Genomic DNA, 14,481 nt, shown 5'->3' on the forward strand with positions numbered 1-14,481 from the left:
CCGACCCTGACGGGCGCTCCCGCGCGGCGGCGCCGGGCGCGGTGACCGGCGGCGGCTAGGTCTGGACGAGGACCGCGGCGAGGGAGACGACCAGCACGAGCAGTACGGCGGTCAGGACGACGATGTCGCGCGTCTTCGCGTACCGCTCGCCGACGGTGGTCCGCTCCGGCCCGCTGCCCGGTGCCGGGTCCTCGGGCTCCGTCCGCTCCTCCGCCACGGCTGCCCCCCGTCTGTCGCGCCGCCGCTACTTCGCGGCCGGCCCCCGGCCGGCCAGCCCCGCCTGCTCCAGGTAGGCCGCGCCGCGCGGTGTGATGTTCCAGCAGTTGTAGCGCCACTGACGGCTCTTCCAGGCCACTCCGGACGCCAGCAGTTTGCGGCCCACCCTGCTGACCTCGGTGATGTCCACACCGAGCCGTTCGGAGAGCTGGGCGTTGCTCAATCCGGGCTCGGCGGCGATCTCGGTGAGGAAACGTGCGGCGTGGCCGTGCGGGTCCAGATTCAGCTGAAGCTCGGAGGGCAGCCGGCGCAGCGACCAGAACGTCACGTCGATCAGCCCCAGCAGACGGCCGCGCTGCTCCATGGTCTTGGCGTCCTCGTGGCCGTCCTCGCCCGGCCGGGTCACCTTGCCGTACAGCCTGCGCAGGCCGTCGTGGGCCGCCCGCAGCGCCGGCTCGTCGGCCGCCAGCGAGGAGTCGGTGATGAGCATGCCGAGAGAGCTGAAGCTCCCCTCCGTCATCCCGCTGTCCAGCGCCATTTCCTCCAACAGGTTCCGGACCTCGGTCACCCGGTCATGTCGCACTCGATCCGTGTCGCTCATGTCGCATCCCCCGATCTCCTCGGTGGCTCGTCGTTCGGGTCCCATCCACCATCCCGCGATGTCAAGTGAGTGTCAAGTGATGCTTCCCATGATTCTTTCGGGAGATACCGCGAGTCCTTTTTGTTACACGTTTCTCGACAGGCTTGCGGCGCATATGCCCCCAAGCCGTTAACCTCGGGTTACGCGCTCACGCATCGGGGGGATACATGGACGCAAATTCAGTGCGCGGATTACCGGCGGATCTACCTGCCGATCCGGCCGATCTTTTCGTGGTCCTTTACGACCTGCTTCCGGACGAGCGCTTCCGTGGGGAAGAAGCGACCGATTGGTTGCGGGTTTCGACCGTGCGGCGGTTCGCGGACCGTGTCTGCACCGGTGTGCTGCGGACCGGTCGCGTCACGACCCGGCTCACCAAGGCCGTCGTCAGGGAGGTCGAACTCCACGGCGACCGGGGCATCTTCGCCGTTCTGCTCGGCCTGGACTGGGCCCTGGCCACGGCCAACCCGTTCAGCCCGAGCTACGACACGCAGACCATGGCCTGGCTCAGCATCCGCTACCTACGCCACCACCGTCTCAACAATCCCAGAGGAAAGACGAAAGGCATACTGCTGCCGCGTTGCACGCGGCCGGGAAAGGTGATGGCCGAGGGGGCGGCGAAAGCCGATTTCTTCAACGTGCACCGGGTCACCACCGAGGAACTCCGCCGAATCCACATCGATCGAATACCGAGCCGGAATGATCCGGCCTTCGCGGCGGGAGAGGAGGTTTCGATCGGCGCCGTTCCGATGCTGGAAAAGTACGCCGATCTGGAGTTCGAATGGCAGCAGAGAAACGAACGCCGTCGTTACCGCGTCACGCCGTCCACGGGGCGGCTCCACGACCGTGTCGGGCAGGTTGTCCGCGGCCTCGAACGGTCGGGCGCCGAGATCGCCGTACTGCCGGAGAGCACGCTCTCCCCGTCGCTGCTCCGGCAGTGGCGGACGCTGCTGCGTGAACTGCCGGACCACAGCAGGCTGCAGTGGGCGCTGCTGGGCACCGGACCGCTCGGGGACGGCAGTCCGCCGCCGAACCGGGCCGTGCTGGTGGACTGCCGCACGGGTGAGGCCGTGCTGGAGCAGGACAAGATGGCCGGCTTCACCGTGACCCCGCGGGTCGCCACCACCTGGCGGCTGCCCGGGGAGCCGCACGACAAGCTCGCGGTCGAGGACATCTCCAGGGGCCTGGACATCACGGTGCTGGAGAGCTCGCTGGGACGGATCGCGGTCTTCGTCTGCGAGGACATCAAGCAGTCGGTGCAGTGGGAGGCCAAGCTCCAGGCGCTCGGCGTCTCGCACATCCTCGTGCCGCTCTTCTCCTCGCCGATCAGCCGGCAGATCGCCCGCTGGGACCGGCAGGCGGCCCAGCGCTGCGTCGAGGAGTTCGGCGCCTGGGTGATCCTCTCCAACAGCCTGGCCGTCGGAGCGGAGATGCGCACCCAGCCGCCGCTCGACCCGGAGGACGGGTTCAACTGCGTGGTGGTGGGACCGCACACGCGTGAACCGGTCGAGTACGGCGACTACGACACCCAGTTCTGCCGCGCCGACAACGCGGCGGCGGTGTCCCGGGTCGTCCACCGCAACGACGGGGCGACGGGGTCGGCGGGCGGTCTGCCCGGCGTGCAGCGCGGCTGGGCGTCCTGAGCGGAGCCGGGGCCGCCCACGAGGTACGCCCCGGCTCACTCCAGCCGGTACACCCTGCGCGCGTTCCCCGCCGCCACCAGCCCCGCCACCCGCTGTGCGTCCGACAGGGACCACGCGCCGTCGGCGACCCAGCCGCCGAGCACGCGGCCCAGGGCCTCGCGGAAGAGGTGGGCGCCCACCACGTGGAGTTCGGGAAGGCCGTGGGCGCCGCTGGAGAAGAGGATCTTGCCGAAGGGGGCGAGTTCGAGGATCTCCGCGAGGACCGTCGCCGCGCGGGCGCCGGTCCTGACGAGCGCGGCGCCCGAGTCGGCGTAGACGTGCGGGAAGACGCCGGCGAGGTGGGCGGCGTGGCGGTGGTACGGGTAACCGTGCAGCAGGATCAGGTCGGTGCCGAGCCCCGCCGTCGCGCGGACGAAGTCGGTCAGCAGGACCGGGTCCGTACGGTCGATGCGCTGGCCCGGTTCGCCGAGTCCCGCGTGCAGTTGGAGGGGCAGGCCGGAGGCGACCGCGATCCACAGCAGATGGCGCAGCAGGACGGGGTCGGTCAGTTCCCCGCCCACGCGGCGGCCGCCCAGCCAGCGGGCCGCGGCGCCCCGCACCTCCCCCGGACCGGGCGGCTCGGGCGCGAGCGCCAGGCCGTGGCGTACGCCCGCGACGGAGGTGAAGGCCACGGCGTTCGCGGCGGCGCCGTGCACCGACTCGGCGAGGTTGGCGAGGAACGACTCGACGGTGCCGGAGGTGTCGGCGACCTGTTCCGCGAGCAGTTCCAGACGGACGATCTCGCGGGCCTCGGCGGCCCCCGAGGTGGCCATCTCGGAGGGGCCGGTCAGATCGCCGGGCAGCCCGGTGTCGACCAGGTACGTGGTGATGCCGCTGCCCCGCAGCAGTCTGCGGCCCGCCTCCGGCACGCCGAGTTCGCGGCGCCGGGCGAGATAGCGGGCCGGCGGGCAGTGCGGTTCCAGGCCGAGTAACGGCGGGCACCAGCGCCGTACGGCGAAACCGGTCTGGGTGTCGAAGAGGGTGGTGCCGGGCGCGGGCGGGCCCTCGGTGCGGGCCAGCTGGGCCTCGAAGGTGCCGAGGCCCAGCTCCGTCTTCAGTACGCCGTGGCAGTACTGGTCCACGAGGGACGGCGTTTCGATCATCCGGGCTCCCCGTTCGGTGGACCTGTGCTCCTCACACGTCCTAACGGGTGAACCGGCGTCAGGTGTTGCTCGGACCGCCCAGCTGGATCCCGGCCATGCGCGTCCACTCGTACGGGCCGGTGCGCACCTTGGCCGCGAACTCGCCGTCGAAGGACTCGTGGACGGTGATGCCGGCCTTCTCCACGGCCTTCTCGGCCACCTCGTACGAGGGCGTCACCAGGTCGCCCCAGCCGCCGTCCTCGCCGACCAGGACGATGCGCGCGCCGCGCTCACCGATGTAGGCCACCTGGCCCTCGGCCCCGCCGTGCGCCTTGGCGAAGGCGCTGATCTGCTGGGCGAGGCGCGCCACCTTGCGCCCGGCCTTCGGGTCAACCTGCTCAGTCTCTGCCATGACCGAAATGCTACCGACGGGTAGATCCAACGGCGACGGGCGGGGGGGGGGGGGGGGGGGGCCCCCCCCCCCCCCCCCCGCGGCACAAGCCGGGGCCCCCCCGGCGGGGGGCCCCCCCCCCCCCCCCCCCCCCCGGGGGGGGGGGGGGCCGGGGGGGGGCCGCCCGGGGGGGGGGGGGGGGGGGGGGCCCCCCCCCCCCCCCCCCGCCCGTAGGACGTCACAGTGCCGTCAGCGCAGGAAGGGGTCCACCGCGACCGCCACGAAGAGCAGCGTCACATAGGTGATGGACCAGTGGAACAGGCGCATCTCCTTCAGCTTCCCGCCCGTCGCCTCGGCCTTCGCGCGGTTCTGCAGCGCGTGCGCCTCCCACAGCCACCAGCCGCCGGCCGCCAGGGCGACCGTCGTGTAGAACCAGCCGGTGTAGCCGAGGGGCGTCAGGAGCAGCGAGACCGCGACCATCACCCAGCTGTAGACGACGATCTGCTTGGCGACCACCTTGTTGGAGGCGACGACCGGGAGCATCGGCACGCCCACGCGCGCGTAGTCCTCCCTGACCTTCATGGACAGCGGCCAGTAGTGCGGCGGGGTCCAGAAGAACATGACGAGGAAGAGGATGACCGGCGCCCACGCCATCGAGTCGGTGACGGACGACCAGCCGATGAGCACCGGCATGCAGCCCGCGATGCCGCCCCACACGATGTTCTGCGAGGTACGGCGCTTGAGGATCATCGTGTAGACCACGACGTAGAAGAGGAGCGCCCCGAGCGACAGCCAGGCGGACAGCCAGTTGACGGCCAGCCCGAACAGCAGCGTGGAGACGACCGCCAGGGTGATGCCGAAGGCGAGGCACTCGCGCGGGCTGACCATCCCGGTGACCAGCGGACGCTGCGAGGTGCGGTCCATGAGGGCGTCGATGTCGCGGTCGATGTACATGTTGAGCGCGTTGGCGCCACCCGCGGACAGATAGCCGCCCAGGCAGGTGAGCAGGACCAGCGTCAGGTCCGGCACGCCTCGCTGGGCGAGGAACATCACCGGCACGGTGGTGATGAGCAGAAGCTCGATGATCCGCGGCTTGGTCAGCGCCACGAACGCCTTGACACGGGCCCCGAACGGCCGGTGACCCGAGCTCCTGCTCTCGCCCAGCACCCCGGCTGGACGGGATTCGACGGCCGTCACGCACACCCCTACAGAGACATCCCAGCGAGCCCCCGCCCATGTGAAGTACCGGTAAAGGCTCGCGCGTACCACGCCACTTTAGACGTTGCCCATACCCCGGCCTTCGCGGGGGTGGGGTCGTGTTGGCGGGGGGCCGTGACCGGCGGCGCACGGGTGCGCCCGGACGTCGTACTGAAGCGCGATTGAGCAGCCGGACGAGCGGCTCCGTATTCAGTTGCCGACTGCGGATCAAACGGGTCGGGAGGCGGATCCCCGCCGGGCCCGGCAGTCTGGAATGACTCGAAAAAATGCACGTTCTCACGGGGGTAGGCTCGACAGCGGCCGGTGGGCGTCCCAGTGCGCCGGCATTCGACATGCGTGACATGTGGAGAGGAGCCCTGACCCAGGGTGAGCACCAAGCCGACCACCACAGACCTCGAGTGGACCGAGTTGGACCAGCGGGCCGTGGACACCGCCCGCGTCCTGGCCGCCGACGCCGTACAGAAGGTCGGCAACGGCCATCCGGGTACGGCGATGAGCCTGGCGCCCGCCGCGTACACCCTCTTCCAGAAGGTGATGCGACACGACCCCACCGATCCGGACTGGGTCGCCCGCGACCGCTTCGTCCTGTCCGCCGGCCACTCGTCCCTGACCCTCTACACGCAGCTCTACCTGGCCGGCTTCGGCCTGGAGCTGGACGATCTGAAGGCGTTTCGCACCTGGGGCTCCAAGACCCCCGGTCACCCGGAGTACGGCCACACGAAGGGCGTCGAGACCACGACCGGCCCGCTGGGCCAGGGTGTCGCCAACGCCGTGGGCATGGCGATGGCCGCCCGTTACGAGCGCGGTCTGTTCGACCCGGACGCTCCGCAGGGCGAGTCCCCCTTCGACCACTTCATCTTCTGCATCGCCGGTGACGGCTGCCTTCAGGAGGGCATCTCCTCCGAGGCGTCCTCGATGGCCGGCCACCAGCGGCTCGGCAACCTGATCCTGCTGTGGGACGACAACCACATCTCGATCGAGGGCGACACCGCGACGGCCGTCTCCGAGGACACCGTCAAGCGGTACGAGGCCTACGGCTGGCACGTGCAGCGCATCGCGCCGAAGCCGGACGGGGACCTCGACCCGCACGCCATCTACAACGCGATCGAGGCCGCGAAGCAGGTGACCGACCGGCCGTCGTTCATCGCGATGCGCTCGATCATCGCCTGGCCCGCTCCGAACGCGCAGAACACCGAGGCCGCGCACGGCTCGGCGCTCGGCGACGACGAGGTCGCGGCCACCAAGCGCGTCCTCGGCTTCGACCCCGACAAGAGCTTCGAGGTCGCCGACGAGGTCCTCAAGCACACCCGTCAGGCGCAGGAGCGCGGCCGCGAGGCGAAGGCCGCGTGGGAGAAGTCGTTCCAGCTGTGGCGGCAGAACAACACCGAGCGCGCGGCCGACTTCGACCGCATCGCCAAGGGCGAGCTGCCGGTCGGCTGGGAGGAGAAGCTCCCGGTCTTCGAGCCGGGCAAGGGCGTCGCCACCCGAGCCGCCTCCGGCAAGGTGCTCCAGGCCCTCGGTGCCGTGATCCCCGAGCTGTGGGGCGGCTCCGCCGACCTGGCCGGCTCCAACAACACGACCATCGACAAGACGAGTTCGTTCCTGCCGGCGGACAACCCGCTGCCGGAGGCCGACCCGTACGGCCGGACCATCCACTTCGGCATCCGCGAGCACTCCATGGCCGCGGAGATGAACGGCATCACCCTGCACGGCAACACCCGTGTCTACGGCGGTACGTTCCTGGTCTTCTCCGACTACATGCGCAACTCCGTGCGGCTGTCGGCGCTGATGCACCTGCCGGTGACGTACGTGTGGACGCACGACTCGATCGGTCTCGGCGAGGACGGCCCGACCCACCAGCCCGTCGAGCACCTGGCGTCGCTGCGGGCCATCCCCGGTCTCAACGTGGTCCGCCCGGCCGACGCCAACGAGACCGCGATCGCCTGGCGCGAGATCCTCCGCCGCTACACCAAGGTGTTCGGCAAGGGCGCCCCGCACGGCCTGGCGCTGACCCGTCAGGGCGTGCCGGTGTACGAGCCCGACGAGAACACCGTGCGCGGCGGTTACGTGCTGTTCGAGGCGTCGAACGGGAGCCCCGAGGTCATCCTGATCGCGACCGGTTCCGAGGTGCACGTCGCCGTCGAGGCGCGCGAGCAGCTCGAGGCTGACGGGGTGCCCACGCGCGTCGTGTCCATGCCCTGCGTGGAGTGGTTCGAGGAGCAGGACCAGGGGTACCGGGACAGCGTTCTGCCGCCGAACGTGAAGGCGCGGGTCGCGGTCGAGGCCGGTATCGGACTGACCTGGCACAGGTACGTCGGGGACGCCGGCCGCATCGTCTCCCTGGAGCACTTCGGTGCTTCCGCCGACGGCAAGGTCCTCTTCCGCGAGTTCGGCTTCACTGCCGAGAACGTGGCCGCCAAGGCCCGGGAATCCATCGCCGCCGCCCAGCGCTGACGCTCACATACGACACGTAGGAGATGTAATTCCATGACAGACGCACTGAAGCGCCTCTCCGAAGAAGGCGTCGCGATCTGGCTGGACGACCTGTCGCGCAAGCGGATCACGTCCGGCAACCTCGCCGAGCTGATCGACCAGCAGCACGTCGTGGGCGTCACCACCAACCCGACGATCTTCCAGAAGGCGATCTCGCAGGGCGACGGCTACGACCAGCAGCTGTCGGACCTCGCCGCCCGCAAGGTCACCGTCGACGAGGCCGTACGCATGATCACCACGGCGGACGTCCGGGACGCCGCCGACATCCTGCGCACCGTCTTCGACGCCACCGACGGCCAGGACGGCCGGGTGTCGATCGAGGTCGACCCGCGCCTCGCGCACAACACCAAAGCGACCGTCGCCGAGGCCAAGCAGCTGGCCTGGCTGGTGGACCGGCCGAACACGCTCATCAAGATCCCGGCCACCATGGGCGGCCTGCCGGCGATCACCGAGGTCATCGGCCTCGGCATCAGCGTCAACGTCACGCTGATCTTCTCGCTGGAGCGCTACCGCCAGGTCATGGACGCCTACCTCTCGGGCCTGGAGAAGGCCAAGGAGCGCGGCCTGGACCTCTCGCAGATCCGTTCCGTGGCGTCCTTCTTCGTGTCCCGCGTGGACACCGAGATCGACAAGCGGATCGACGCGCTCGGCACCGACGAGGCCAAGGCCCTGCGCGGCAAGGCCGGGGTCGCCAACGCGCGCCTCGCCTACCAGGCGTACGAGGAGGTCTTCTCCTCCGACCGCTGGAACGCGCTGGAGAAGGCGGGCGCCCGCAAGCAGCGTCCGCTGTGGGCCTCCACCGGTGTGAAGGACAAGGCGTACAAGCCGACCCTGTACGTCGACGACCTGGTCGCGCCGAACACGGTCAACACCATGCCGGAGGCCACCCTGGAGGCCACCGAGGAGCACGGCTCGATCACCGGCAACACCATCGCCGGAACGTACGAGCAGGCCCGCGCCGACATCGACGCCCTCGAGAAGCTCGGGATCTCGTACGACGAAGTGGTGCAGCTCCTGGAGGAAGAGGGCGTCGAGAAGTTCGAGGCGTCCTGGAACGACCTGCTCAAGTCGACCGAGGCGGAGCTGAAGCGCCTCGCCCCCTCGGAGGGTTGATCTTTGTCGAGCAGCAACCCGCTGCGTGACCCCGCAGACCGACGGCTCCCGCGTATCGCGGGGCCGTCGGGCCTGGTCATCTTCGGCGTCACGGGCGACCTGTCACGGAAGAAGCTCATGCCCGCCGTGTACGACCTCGCCAACCGGGGTCTGCTGCCGCCGGGCTTCTCGCTGGTGGGCTTCGCCCGCCGCGAGTGGCAGCACGAGGACTTCGCGGCCGAGGTCCACGACGCCGTCAAGGAGCACGCCCGTACGCCGTTCCGCGAGGAGGTCTGGCAGCAGCTCATCCAGGGGATGCGCTTCGTCCAGGGCACCTTCGACGACGACGACGCGTTCGACCGTCTCCGTTCCACCATCGACGAGCTGGACAAGGCACAGGGCACGGGCGGCAACTTCGCCTTCTACCTGTCCGTGCCGCCGCGCTCCTTCCCCGTCGTGATCCAGCAGCTGAAGAAGCACGGGCTGGCCGACCAGTCCTCCGGCTCCTGGCGCCGCGCGGTCATCGAGAAGCCCTTCGGTCACGACCTGAAGTCCGCCGAGGAGCTCAACAAGGTCGTCCACGAGGTCTTCGCCCCGGACCAGGTCTTCCGTATCGACCACTACCTGGGCAAGGAGACCGTCCAGAACATCCTGGCGCTGCGCTTCGCCAACACGATGTTCGAACCGATCTGGAACCGGTCCTTCGTGGACCACGTGCAGATCACCATGGCCGAGGACATCGGCATCGGCGGCCGGGCCGGCTACTACGACGGCATCGGCGCCGCCCGCGACGTCATCCAGAACCACCTGCTCCAGCTGATGGCGCTGACCGCGATGGAGGAGCCCGCCTCCTTCGACGCGGACGCGCTGGCCGCGGAGAAGACCAAGGTGCTCGGCGCCGTACGGCTGCCGAAGGACCTGGGCCGGGACACCGTGCGCGGGCAGTACGCGGAGGGCTGGCAGGGCGGCGAGAAGGCGGTCGGGTACCTCCAGGAGGAGGGCATCGACCCCAAGTCGAAGACCGACACGTACGCGGCCATCAAGGTCGAGATCGACAACCGGCGGTGGGCGGGTGTGCCGTTCTACCTGCGTACCGGCAAGCGCCTGGGCCGCCGGGTCACCGAGATCGCGGTCGTCTTCCAGCGGGCGCCGCACTCCCCCTTCGACCACACGGCGACGGAGGAGCTCGGCAAGAACGCGATCGTCATCCGCGTCCAGCCGGACGAGGGCGTGACGGTCCGCTTCGGCTCGAAGGTGCCGGGCACCTCGATGGAGATCCGGGACGTGTCGATGGACTTCGCCTACGGCGAGTCCTTCACCGAGTCCTCCCCCGAGGCGTACGAGCGCCTGATCCTCGACGTGCTGCTCGGCGACTCGAACCTCTTCCCGCGCACCGAGGAGGTCGAGCTGTCCTGGCAGATCCTCGACCCGATCGAGCAGTACTGGGACCAGAACGGCAAGCCCGCCCAGTACGCGTCCGGTACCTGGGGTCCCGTCGAGGCGGACGAAATGCTCGCACGAGAGGGACGGAGCTGGCGCCGGCCATGAAGATAGACCTCACGGACACCACGGCCAGCAAGATCAACAAGGCGCTGGTGCAGGGCCGGCGGGCCATCGGCACGCCGGCCGTGGGCATGGTGCTCACGCTGGTCATCGTGACGGACGAGGAGAACGCGTACGACGCCCTGAAGGCGGCGAACGACGCCTCGCGCGAGCACCCCTCGCGCACACTCGTGGTCATCAAGCGCGTCTCGCGCACCCCCCGCGACCGCACGTCGTCCCGCCTGGACGCGGAGGTGCGGGTCGGCGCGGAGGCGGGCACGGGCGAGACGGTGGTGCTCCGCCTCTACGGCGAAGTGGTCGACCACGCCCAGTCGGTGGTGCTGCCGCTGCTGCTGCCGGACGCACCGGTGGTGGTCTGGTGGCCGGTGAACGCGCCGTTCGACCCGGCGAACGACCCCCTGGGCGCCCTCGCCCAGCGTCGCGTCACGGACACGTACGCTGCGGAGCAGCCGGTGCGGGAGCTGACGGCCCGCGCCGACACGTACACCCCCGGCGACACCGATCTGTCCTGGACCCGCATCACGCCCTGGCGCTCGATGCTGGCCGCCGCACTCGACCAGGTCACCTGCGAGGTGGAGGCGGTCGAGGTGGAGGGCGAGGAGTTCAACCCGAGCTGCGAGCTGCTGGCGATGTGGCTGGCGGACCGGCTGGACGTGCCGGTGAAGCGGTCGCTGTCCAACGGCCCTGGTCTCACCGCGGTCCGCATGGCCACCGACACCGGTCAGATAGTGCTGGACCGGGCCGACGGCGCACTGGCCACGCTCTCCATCCAGGGTCAGCCCGACCGTGCGGTGGCGCTGAAACGGCGTGAGACGGCGGAGCTGATCGCTGAGGAGCTGCGGCGGCTGGACCCGGACGACACCTATGCGTCGGCGCTGCGCTTCGGGGTGGAGCGGCTGCACGAGGGGCCGGCGGCGGTGCCCTCCTTTCCGGACCCGGACCCCAAAGGAGAACCGGCCGGAGGCGAGGCCGCTGTCGAGGGCGCTGCGGAAACTCCCGCGCGGGAAGCGGCGGCGGAAGCGCCGGTGACGGACCCTCCTCCGGCGCCCGGGACGGGGAAGAAGGCGGCGGCGCAGTGAGCACTCCGCAGCTGGTCGTGCACCGCGACAAGGAACTGATGGCGCAAGCCGCCGCGGCCCGTCTGATCACGAAGATCGTGGACGCGCAGGCCTCCCGGGGCTACGCGTCCGTGGTCCTCACCGGCGGCCGCAACGGCAACGGCCTGCTGGCCGCGCTGGCGGCCGCGCCGGCCCGGGACGCGATCGACTGGGGCCGGCTGGACCTGTGGTGGGGGGACGAGCGCTTCCTGCCGGAGGGCGACCCCGAGCGCAATGTCACGCAGGCCCGTGAGGCCCTGCTGGACTCCGTCCCGCTGGATCCCAAGCGCGTGCACGCCATGCCCGCGTCGGACGGGCCGTACGGGGCGGACGTCGAGGCGGCGGCGGAAGGGTACGCGGAGGAACTGATGCGTGCCGCGGGCCCCGAGAACCACGCCGCTGTCCCCAGCTTCGACGTCCTGATGCTGGGCGTCGGCCCGGACACGCACGTGGCCTCGCTCTTCCCCGAGTTCCCCGCGGTCCGTGAGACGGACCGCACGGTGGTCGGCGTCCACGGCGCGCCGAAGCCGCCGCCGACCCGGGTGACCCTGACCCTCCCGGCGATCCGCGCCGCCCGCGAGGTCTGGCTCCTCGCCGCCGGCGAGGACAAGGCCGAGGCGGCCGCGATCGCCCTCTCGGGCGCGGGCGAGATCCAGGCCCCGGCGGCGGGCGCCCGCGGGCGCTCACGCACCCTGTGGCTGCTGGACGCGTCGGCGGCCTCGCAGCTGCCGCGGTCGCTGTATCCGCCGGCGTCGCCCTGAGGTTCGTGGTGGATCGCGGCGGGAGCTTTCGCCCCCGCCGCGCCCTCACTTGACCGACCCCGCCATGACTCCCTGCACGAAGTGCCGCTGGAACGCGAAGAACACGACCACCGGTACCACCAGGGATACGAACGCGCCGGGTGCCAGCACGTCGATGTTGCTGCCGAACTGCCGTATCTGGGACTGGAGTTGGACCGTCAGCGGCTGGGAGGAGCTGTCGGCGAACAGGAGGGCGACCAGCATGTCGTTCCAGACCCAGAGGAACTGGAAGATGGCCAGGGAGGCGATCGCGGGGCGGCCCACCGGCAGGACGAGGCGGGTGAAGATGCGCCACTCACTGCCGCCGTCCATCCGCGCGGCCTCCAGCATCTCCTTCGGCATCTCGGCGAAGTAGTTCCTCAGCAGGAAGACGGCGAACGGCAGGCCGTAGGCCACGTGGAACAGCACCACGCCCGGGATCGTGCCGAACAGACCCAGCTCACCGAAGAGTTTGGCCACCGGCAGCAGGCCGATCTGCACGGGCACCACCAACAGCGCCACCACGACCAGGAAGACGGACTCCCGGCCGGGGAAGTCCAGCCAGGCGAAGGCGTATCCGGCCAGCGCCGCCAGGACGACGACCAGGACGGTCGCCGGCACGGAGATGAGCACCGTGTTCCAGAAGGCCTGCGTCATCCCGGCGTTCTTCAGCAGCGCCGAGTAGTTGTCGAAGGACAGCTGCCCGGGACTGGAGAACACCTTCCACCAGCCGCTGCTCGCCGAGTCCTGGCTGGACCGCAGCGAGGACAGGAACAGCCCCGCCAGCGGCGTCAGCCACACCAGGCCGATCAGGACCAGGAAGGCCTGCACCAGCCCGCTGCTCAGGCCGCGCCTGACCGCGTTCATCGCTGACTCCTTCGGAAACGACGGACGTTGAAGACCATGGCGGGGACGACCAGCAGCAGAAGCAGTACGCCGAGCGCACTGCCGAGCCCCTGGTTGTTGCCGCCGCCGAAGGACACCAGCCACATCTGGGTGGCCAGTACGGTGGCGTCCTGCTGCACCGGGCCCGGCGCGATGATGTAGACGAGGTCGAAGACCTTCATCACGTTGATCACGAGGGTCACGAAGACCACCGTCAGCACGGGCGCGAGCAGCGGCACCGTGATCCGCCGGAAGATCTGCCACTCGTTGGCGCCGTCCATCCGGGCCGCCTCGAGCGCGTCGCGCGGCAGCGTGGCGAGTCCCGCGCCGATCAGCACCATCGCGAAGCCCGTCCAGATCCACAGGTACGCCCCGATGATGGCCGGCGTGACCAGCGCGGGCCCGAGCCAGGAGACCCCGTCGTAGGGCTGCGCGAAGTTCGAGCCCGGCAACTTCACCGTGTACGAGCCGGAGTCGAGGCCCTTGAACGCGAAGGAGCCGTCGGAGGCCGTCGTCGTGCTCCCGGCCGTGCTCCCGTCGGATCGCACCGCCTCGACCTTCATCTGCGGCAGCCCGCTCTCGCGCCGGTCGACCTTGCCCTGCTTTCCGCCCCCGCCGGGGGTGAAGTCCAGGTAGACCACCCCGCGCAGCTCGCCGGACGCCGCCTTGCGGGTCGCCGCCGCGTAGGCCGGTTCGGCCCCCGCCGGCAGGTCCTTCGGCGCGACCCCCACCAGCCCGAGCGCCACCGAGTTCCCCGGCGAGACACCCCCGCTCGTCAGGTACGAGCCGTCCGGACCCGTCTTGAGGCCCTGGCCCACCCGGGCCCGCGCCGTCGGATACTCCGAGGTGCCCTTGAAGGCGTCGTGCACGCCGACCACGGCCGCGTTCAGCACGCCCTTGTTCGGGTCCTCGTCGTAGGCGAGCCGGAAGATGATGCCCGCCGCGAGGAAGGACACCGCCATCGGCATGAACAGCAGCAGCTTGAAGGCGGTGGCCCAGCGGACCTTCTCCACCAGGACGGCGAGGATCAGGCCGAGTCCGGTCAGCAGCGCCGGCGCCACGACGACCCAGATGGCCGTGTTCCGTACGGCCGTGAGGGTCGCCGGGTCGCGGAACATCTCGGTGTAGTTCTCGCCGCCGACGAAGCGGGTGCCGGACGCGTCGAAGAAGCTGCGGCCGACCGAGAACAGCACCGGGTACACCACCAGCGCGCCCAGCAGGAGCAGCGCCGGGAAGGCGAACAGCACGGCGATGATCCGGGCCCGCCGGCGCGAGCGGCGGGCCCGTTCGACGGCCCCGGTCCCGGGTGGACTTGTCTCTTTCACCAAAGTCGCGGTCATGGGACG

13 protein-coding genes are annotated in these 14,481 nt (G+C 70.3%); 6 read left to right on the plus strand and 7 right to left on the minus strand.

From position 1 onward, the window contains the following. Positions 1 to 55: 55 nt before the first annotated feature. Together ACIBN2_RS40825 and ACIBN2_RS40830 are read right to left on the minus strand one after the other, a co-directional pair. Positions 56 to 217 carry a hypothetical protein gene (locus tag ACIBN2_RS40825; RefSeq protein WP_399142472.1) on the minus strand — a complete coding sequence of 54 codons (162 nt, stop codon included), beginning with the start codon at positions 215 to 217 and terminating at the stop codon, positions 56 to 58. Between the two features lie 27 nt (positions 218 to 244). Beyond that, on the minus strand, positions 245 to 817 hold the full coding sequence (locus ACIBN2_RS40830; RefSeq protein ID WP_399142473.1) for a winged helix-turn-helix domain-containing protein: 573 nt from the start codon (positions 815 to 817) through the stop codon (positions 245 to 247). A 329-nt stretch (positions 818 to 1,146) separates the two neighbouring features. Here ACIBN2_RS40830 and ACIBN2_RS40835 point away from each other — a divergent pair, with 329 nt between their 5' ends. Beyond that, positions 1,147 to 2,496 (plus strand): hypothetical protein, encoded by a 1,350-nt coding sequence (locus ACIBN2_RS40835; RefSeq protein ID WP_399142474.1) that lies wholly within the window; start codon positions 1,147 to 1,149, stop codon positions 2,494 to 2,496. A gap of 35 nt (positions 2,497 to 2,531) precedes the next feature. Here the strand turns inward: ACIBN2_RS40835 and ACIBN2_RS40840 are convergent, their stop codons facing one another. The 3 genes from ACIBN2_RS40840 to ACIBN2_RS40850 all read right to left on the minus strand — a co-directional run bounded on the left by ACIBN2_RS40840 (position 2,532) and on the right by ACIBN2_RS40850 (position 5,211). Continuing rightward, positions 2,532 to 3,638 (minus strand): amidohydrolase family protein, encoded by a 1,107-nt coding sequence (locus ACIBN2_RS40840; RefSeq protein WP_399142475.1) that lies wholly within the window; start codon positions 3,636 to 3,638, stop codon positions 2,532 to 2,534. Between the two features lie 58 nt (positions 3,639 to 3,696). Further along, on the minus strand, positions 3,697 to 4,029 hold the full coding sequence (locus ACIBN2_RS40845) for a hypothetical protein (RefSeq protein ID WP_399142476.1): 333 nt from the start codon (positions 4,027 to 4,029) through the stop codon (positions 3,697 to 3,699). Positions 4,030 to 4,257: 228 nt separating this feature from the next. Next, positions 4,258 to 5,211, minus strand: a complete 954-nt coding sequence (locus tag ACIBN2_RS40850) for a heme o synthase (protein ID WP_399142477.1) — start codon at positions 5,209 to 5,211, stop codon at positions 4,258 to 4,260. Positions 5,212 to 5,592: 381 nt separating this feature from the next. On the opposite strand from ACIBN2_RS40850, the gene tkt reads away from it, so the two are divergent. Genes tkt through pgl form a run of 5 tightly spaced genes read left to right on the plus strand, consistent with a single transcriptional unit; the run spans position 5,593 to position 12,232 of the window. After that, positions 5,593 to 7,680 carry a transketolase gene (gene tkt, locus ACIBN2_RS40855; protein WP_399142479.1) on the plus strand — a complete coding sequence of 696 codons (2,088 nt, stop codon included), beginning with the start codon at positions 5,593 to 5,595 and terminating at the stop codon, positions 7,678 to 7,680. Positions 7,681 to 7,713: 33 nt separating this feature from the next. Further along, positions 7,714 to 8,832, plus strand: coding sequence for a transaldolase (gene tal, locus ACIBN2_RS40860; RefSeq protein ID WP_399142480.1), 1,119 nt, complete (start codon positions 7,714 to 7,716; stop codon positions 8,830 to 8,832). 3 nt (positions 8,833 to 8,835) lie between these two features. Further along, positions 8,836 to 10,359 carry a glucose-6-phosphate dehydrogenase gene (zwf, locus tag ACIBN2_RS40865; RefSeq protein WP_399142482.1) on the plus strand — a complete coding sequence of 508 codons (1,524 nt, stop codon included), beginning with the start codon at positions 8,836 to 8,838 and terminating at the stop codon, positions 10,357 to 10,359. Further along, a complete protein-coding gene (gene opcA / locus ACIBN2_RS40870) occupies positions 10,356 to 11,453 on the plus strand; it encodes a glucose-6-phosphate dehydrogenase assembly protein OpcA (RefSeq protein ID WP_399142484.1) in 1,098 nt (365 codons plus the stop codon). The genes zwf and opcA overlap by 4 nt, the downstream gene beginning before the upstream one ends. Beyond that, positions 11,450 to 12,232 carry a 6-phosphogluconolactonase gene (gene pgl, locus ACIBN2_RS40875; RefSeq protein ID WP_399142485.1) on the plus strand — a complete coding sequence of 261 codons (783 nt, stop codon included), beginning with the start codon at positions 11,450 to 11,452 and terminating at the stop codon, positions 12,230 to 12,232. Before opcA ends, pgl begins: the two co-directional genes overlap by 4 nt. 45 nt (positions 12,233 to 12,277) lie before the next feature. On the opposite strand, the gene ACIBN2_RS40880 is transcribed toward pgl, so the two are convergent. Together ACIBN2_RS40880 and ACIBN2_RS40885 are read right to left on the minus strand one after the other, a co-directional pair. After that, complete coding sequence (locus ACIBN2_RS40880) at positions 12,278 to 13,117, minus strand: carbohydrate ABC transporter permease (protein WP_384257850.1); 840 nt, start codon at positions 13,115 to 13,117, stop codon at positions 12,278 to 12,280. After that, on the minus strand, positions 13,114 to 14,475 hold the full coding sequence (locus ACIBN2_RS40885; RefSeq protein ID WP_399142488.1) for an ABC transporter permease subunit: 1,362 nt from the start codon (positions 14,473 to 14,475) through the stop codon (positions 13,114 to 13,116). Before ACIBN2_RS40885 ends, ACIBN2_RS40880 begins: the two co-directional genes overlap by 4 nt. Positions 14,476 to 14,481 lie beyond the last annotated feature (6 nt).

This window comes from Streptomyces sp. NPDC050534 (genome assembly GCF_044457745.1).
In the GTDB taxonomy this organism is placed as follows: Bacteria; Actinomycetota; Actinomycetes; order Streptomycetales; family Streptomycetaceae; genus Streptomyces.

Bases quoted from the DNA above. Each gene is read 5' to 3' on its own strand.
- ACIBN2_RS40845 (WP_399142476.1), bottom strand. From the start codon at position 4,029: ATGGCAGAGACTGAGCAGGTTGACCCGAAGGCCGGGCGCAAGGTGGCG.
- ACIBN2_RS40880 (WP_384257850.1), bottom strand. From the start codon at position 13,117: ATGAACGCGGTCAGGCGCGGCCTGAGCAGCGGGCTGGTGCAGGCCTTC.
- ACIBN2_RS40830 (WP_399142473.1), bottom strand. From the start codon at position 817: ATGAGCGACACGGATCGAGTGCGACATGACCGGGTGACCGAGGTCCGG.
- tal (WP_399142480.1), top strand. From the start codon at position 7,714: ATGACAGACGCACTGAAGCGCCTCTCCGAAGAAGGCGTCGCGATCTGG.
- ACIBN2_RS40840 (WP_399142475.1), bottom strand. From the start codon at position 3,638: ATGATCGAAACGCCGTCCCTCGTGGACCAGTACTGCCACGGCGTACTG.
- opcA (WP_399142484.1), top strand. From the start codon at position 10,356: ATGAAGATAGACCTCACGGACACCACGGCCAGCAAGATCAACAAGGCG.
- ACIBN2_RS40885 (WP_399142488.1), bottom strand. From the start codon at position 14,475: ATGACCGCGACTTTGGTGAAAGAGACAAGTCCACCCGGGACCGGGGCC.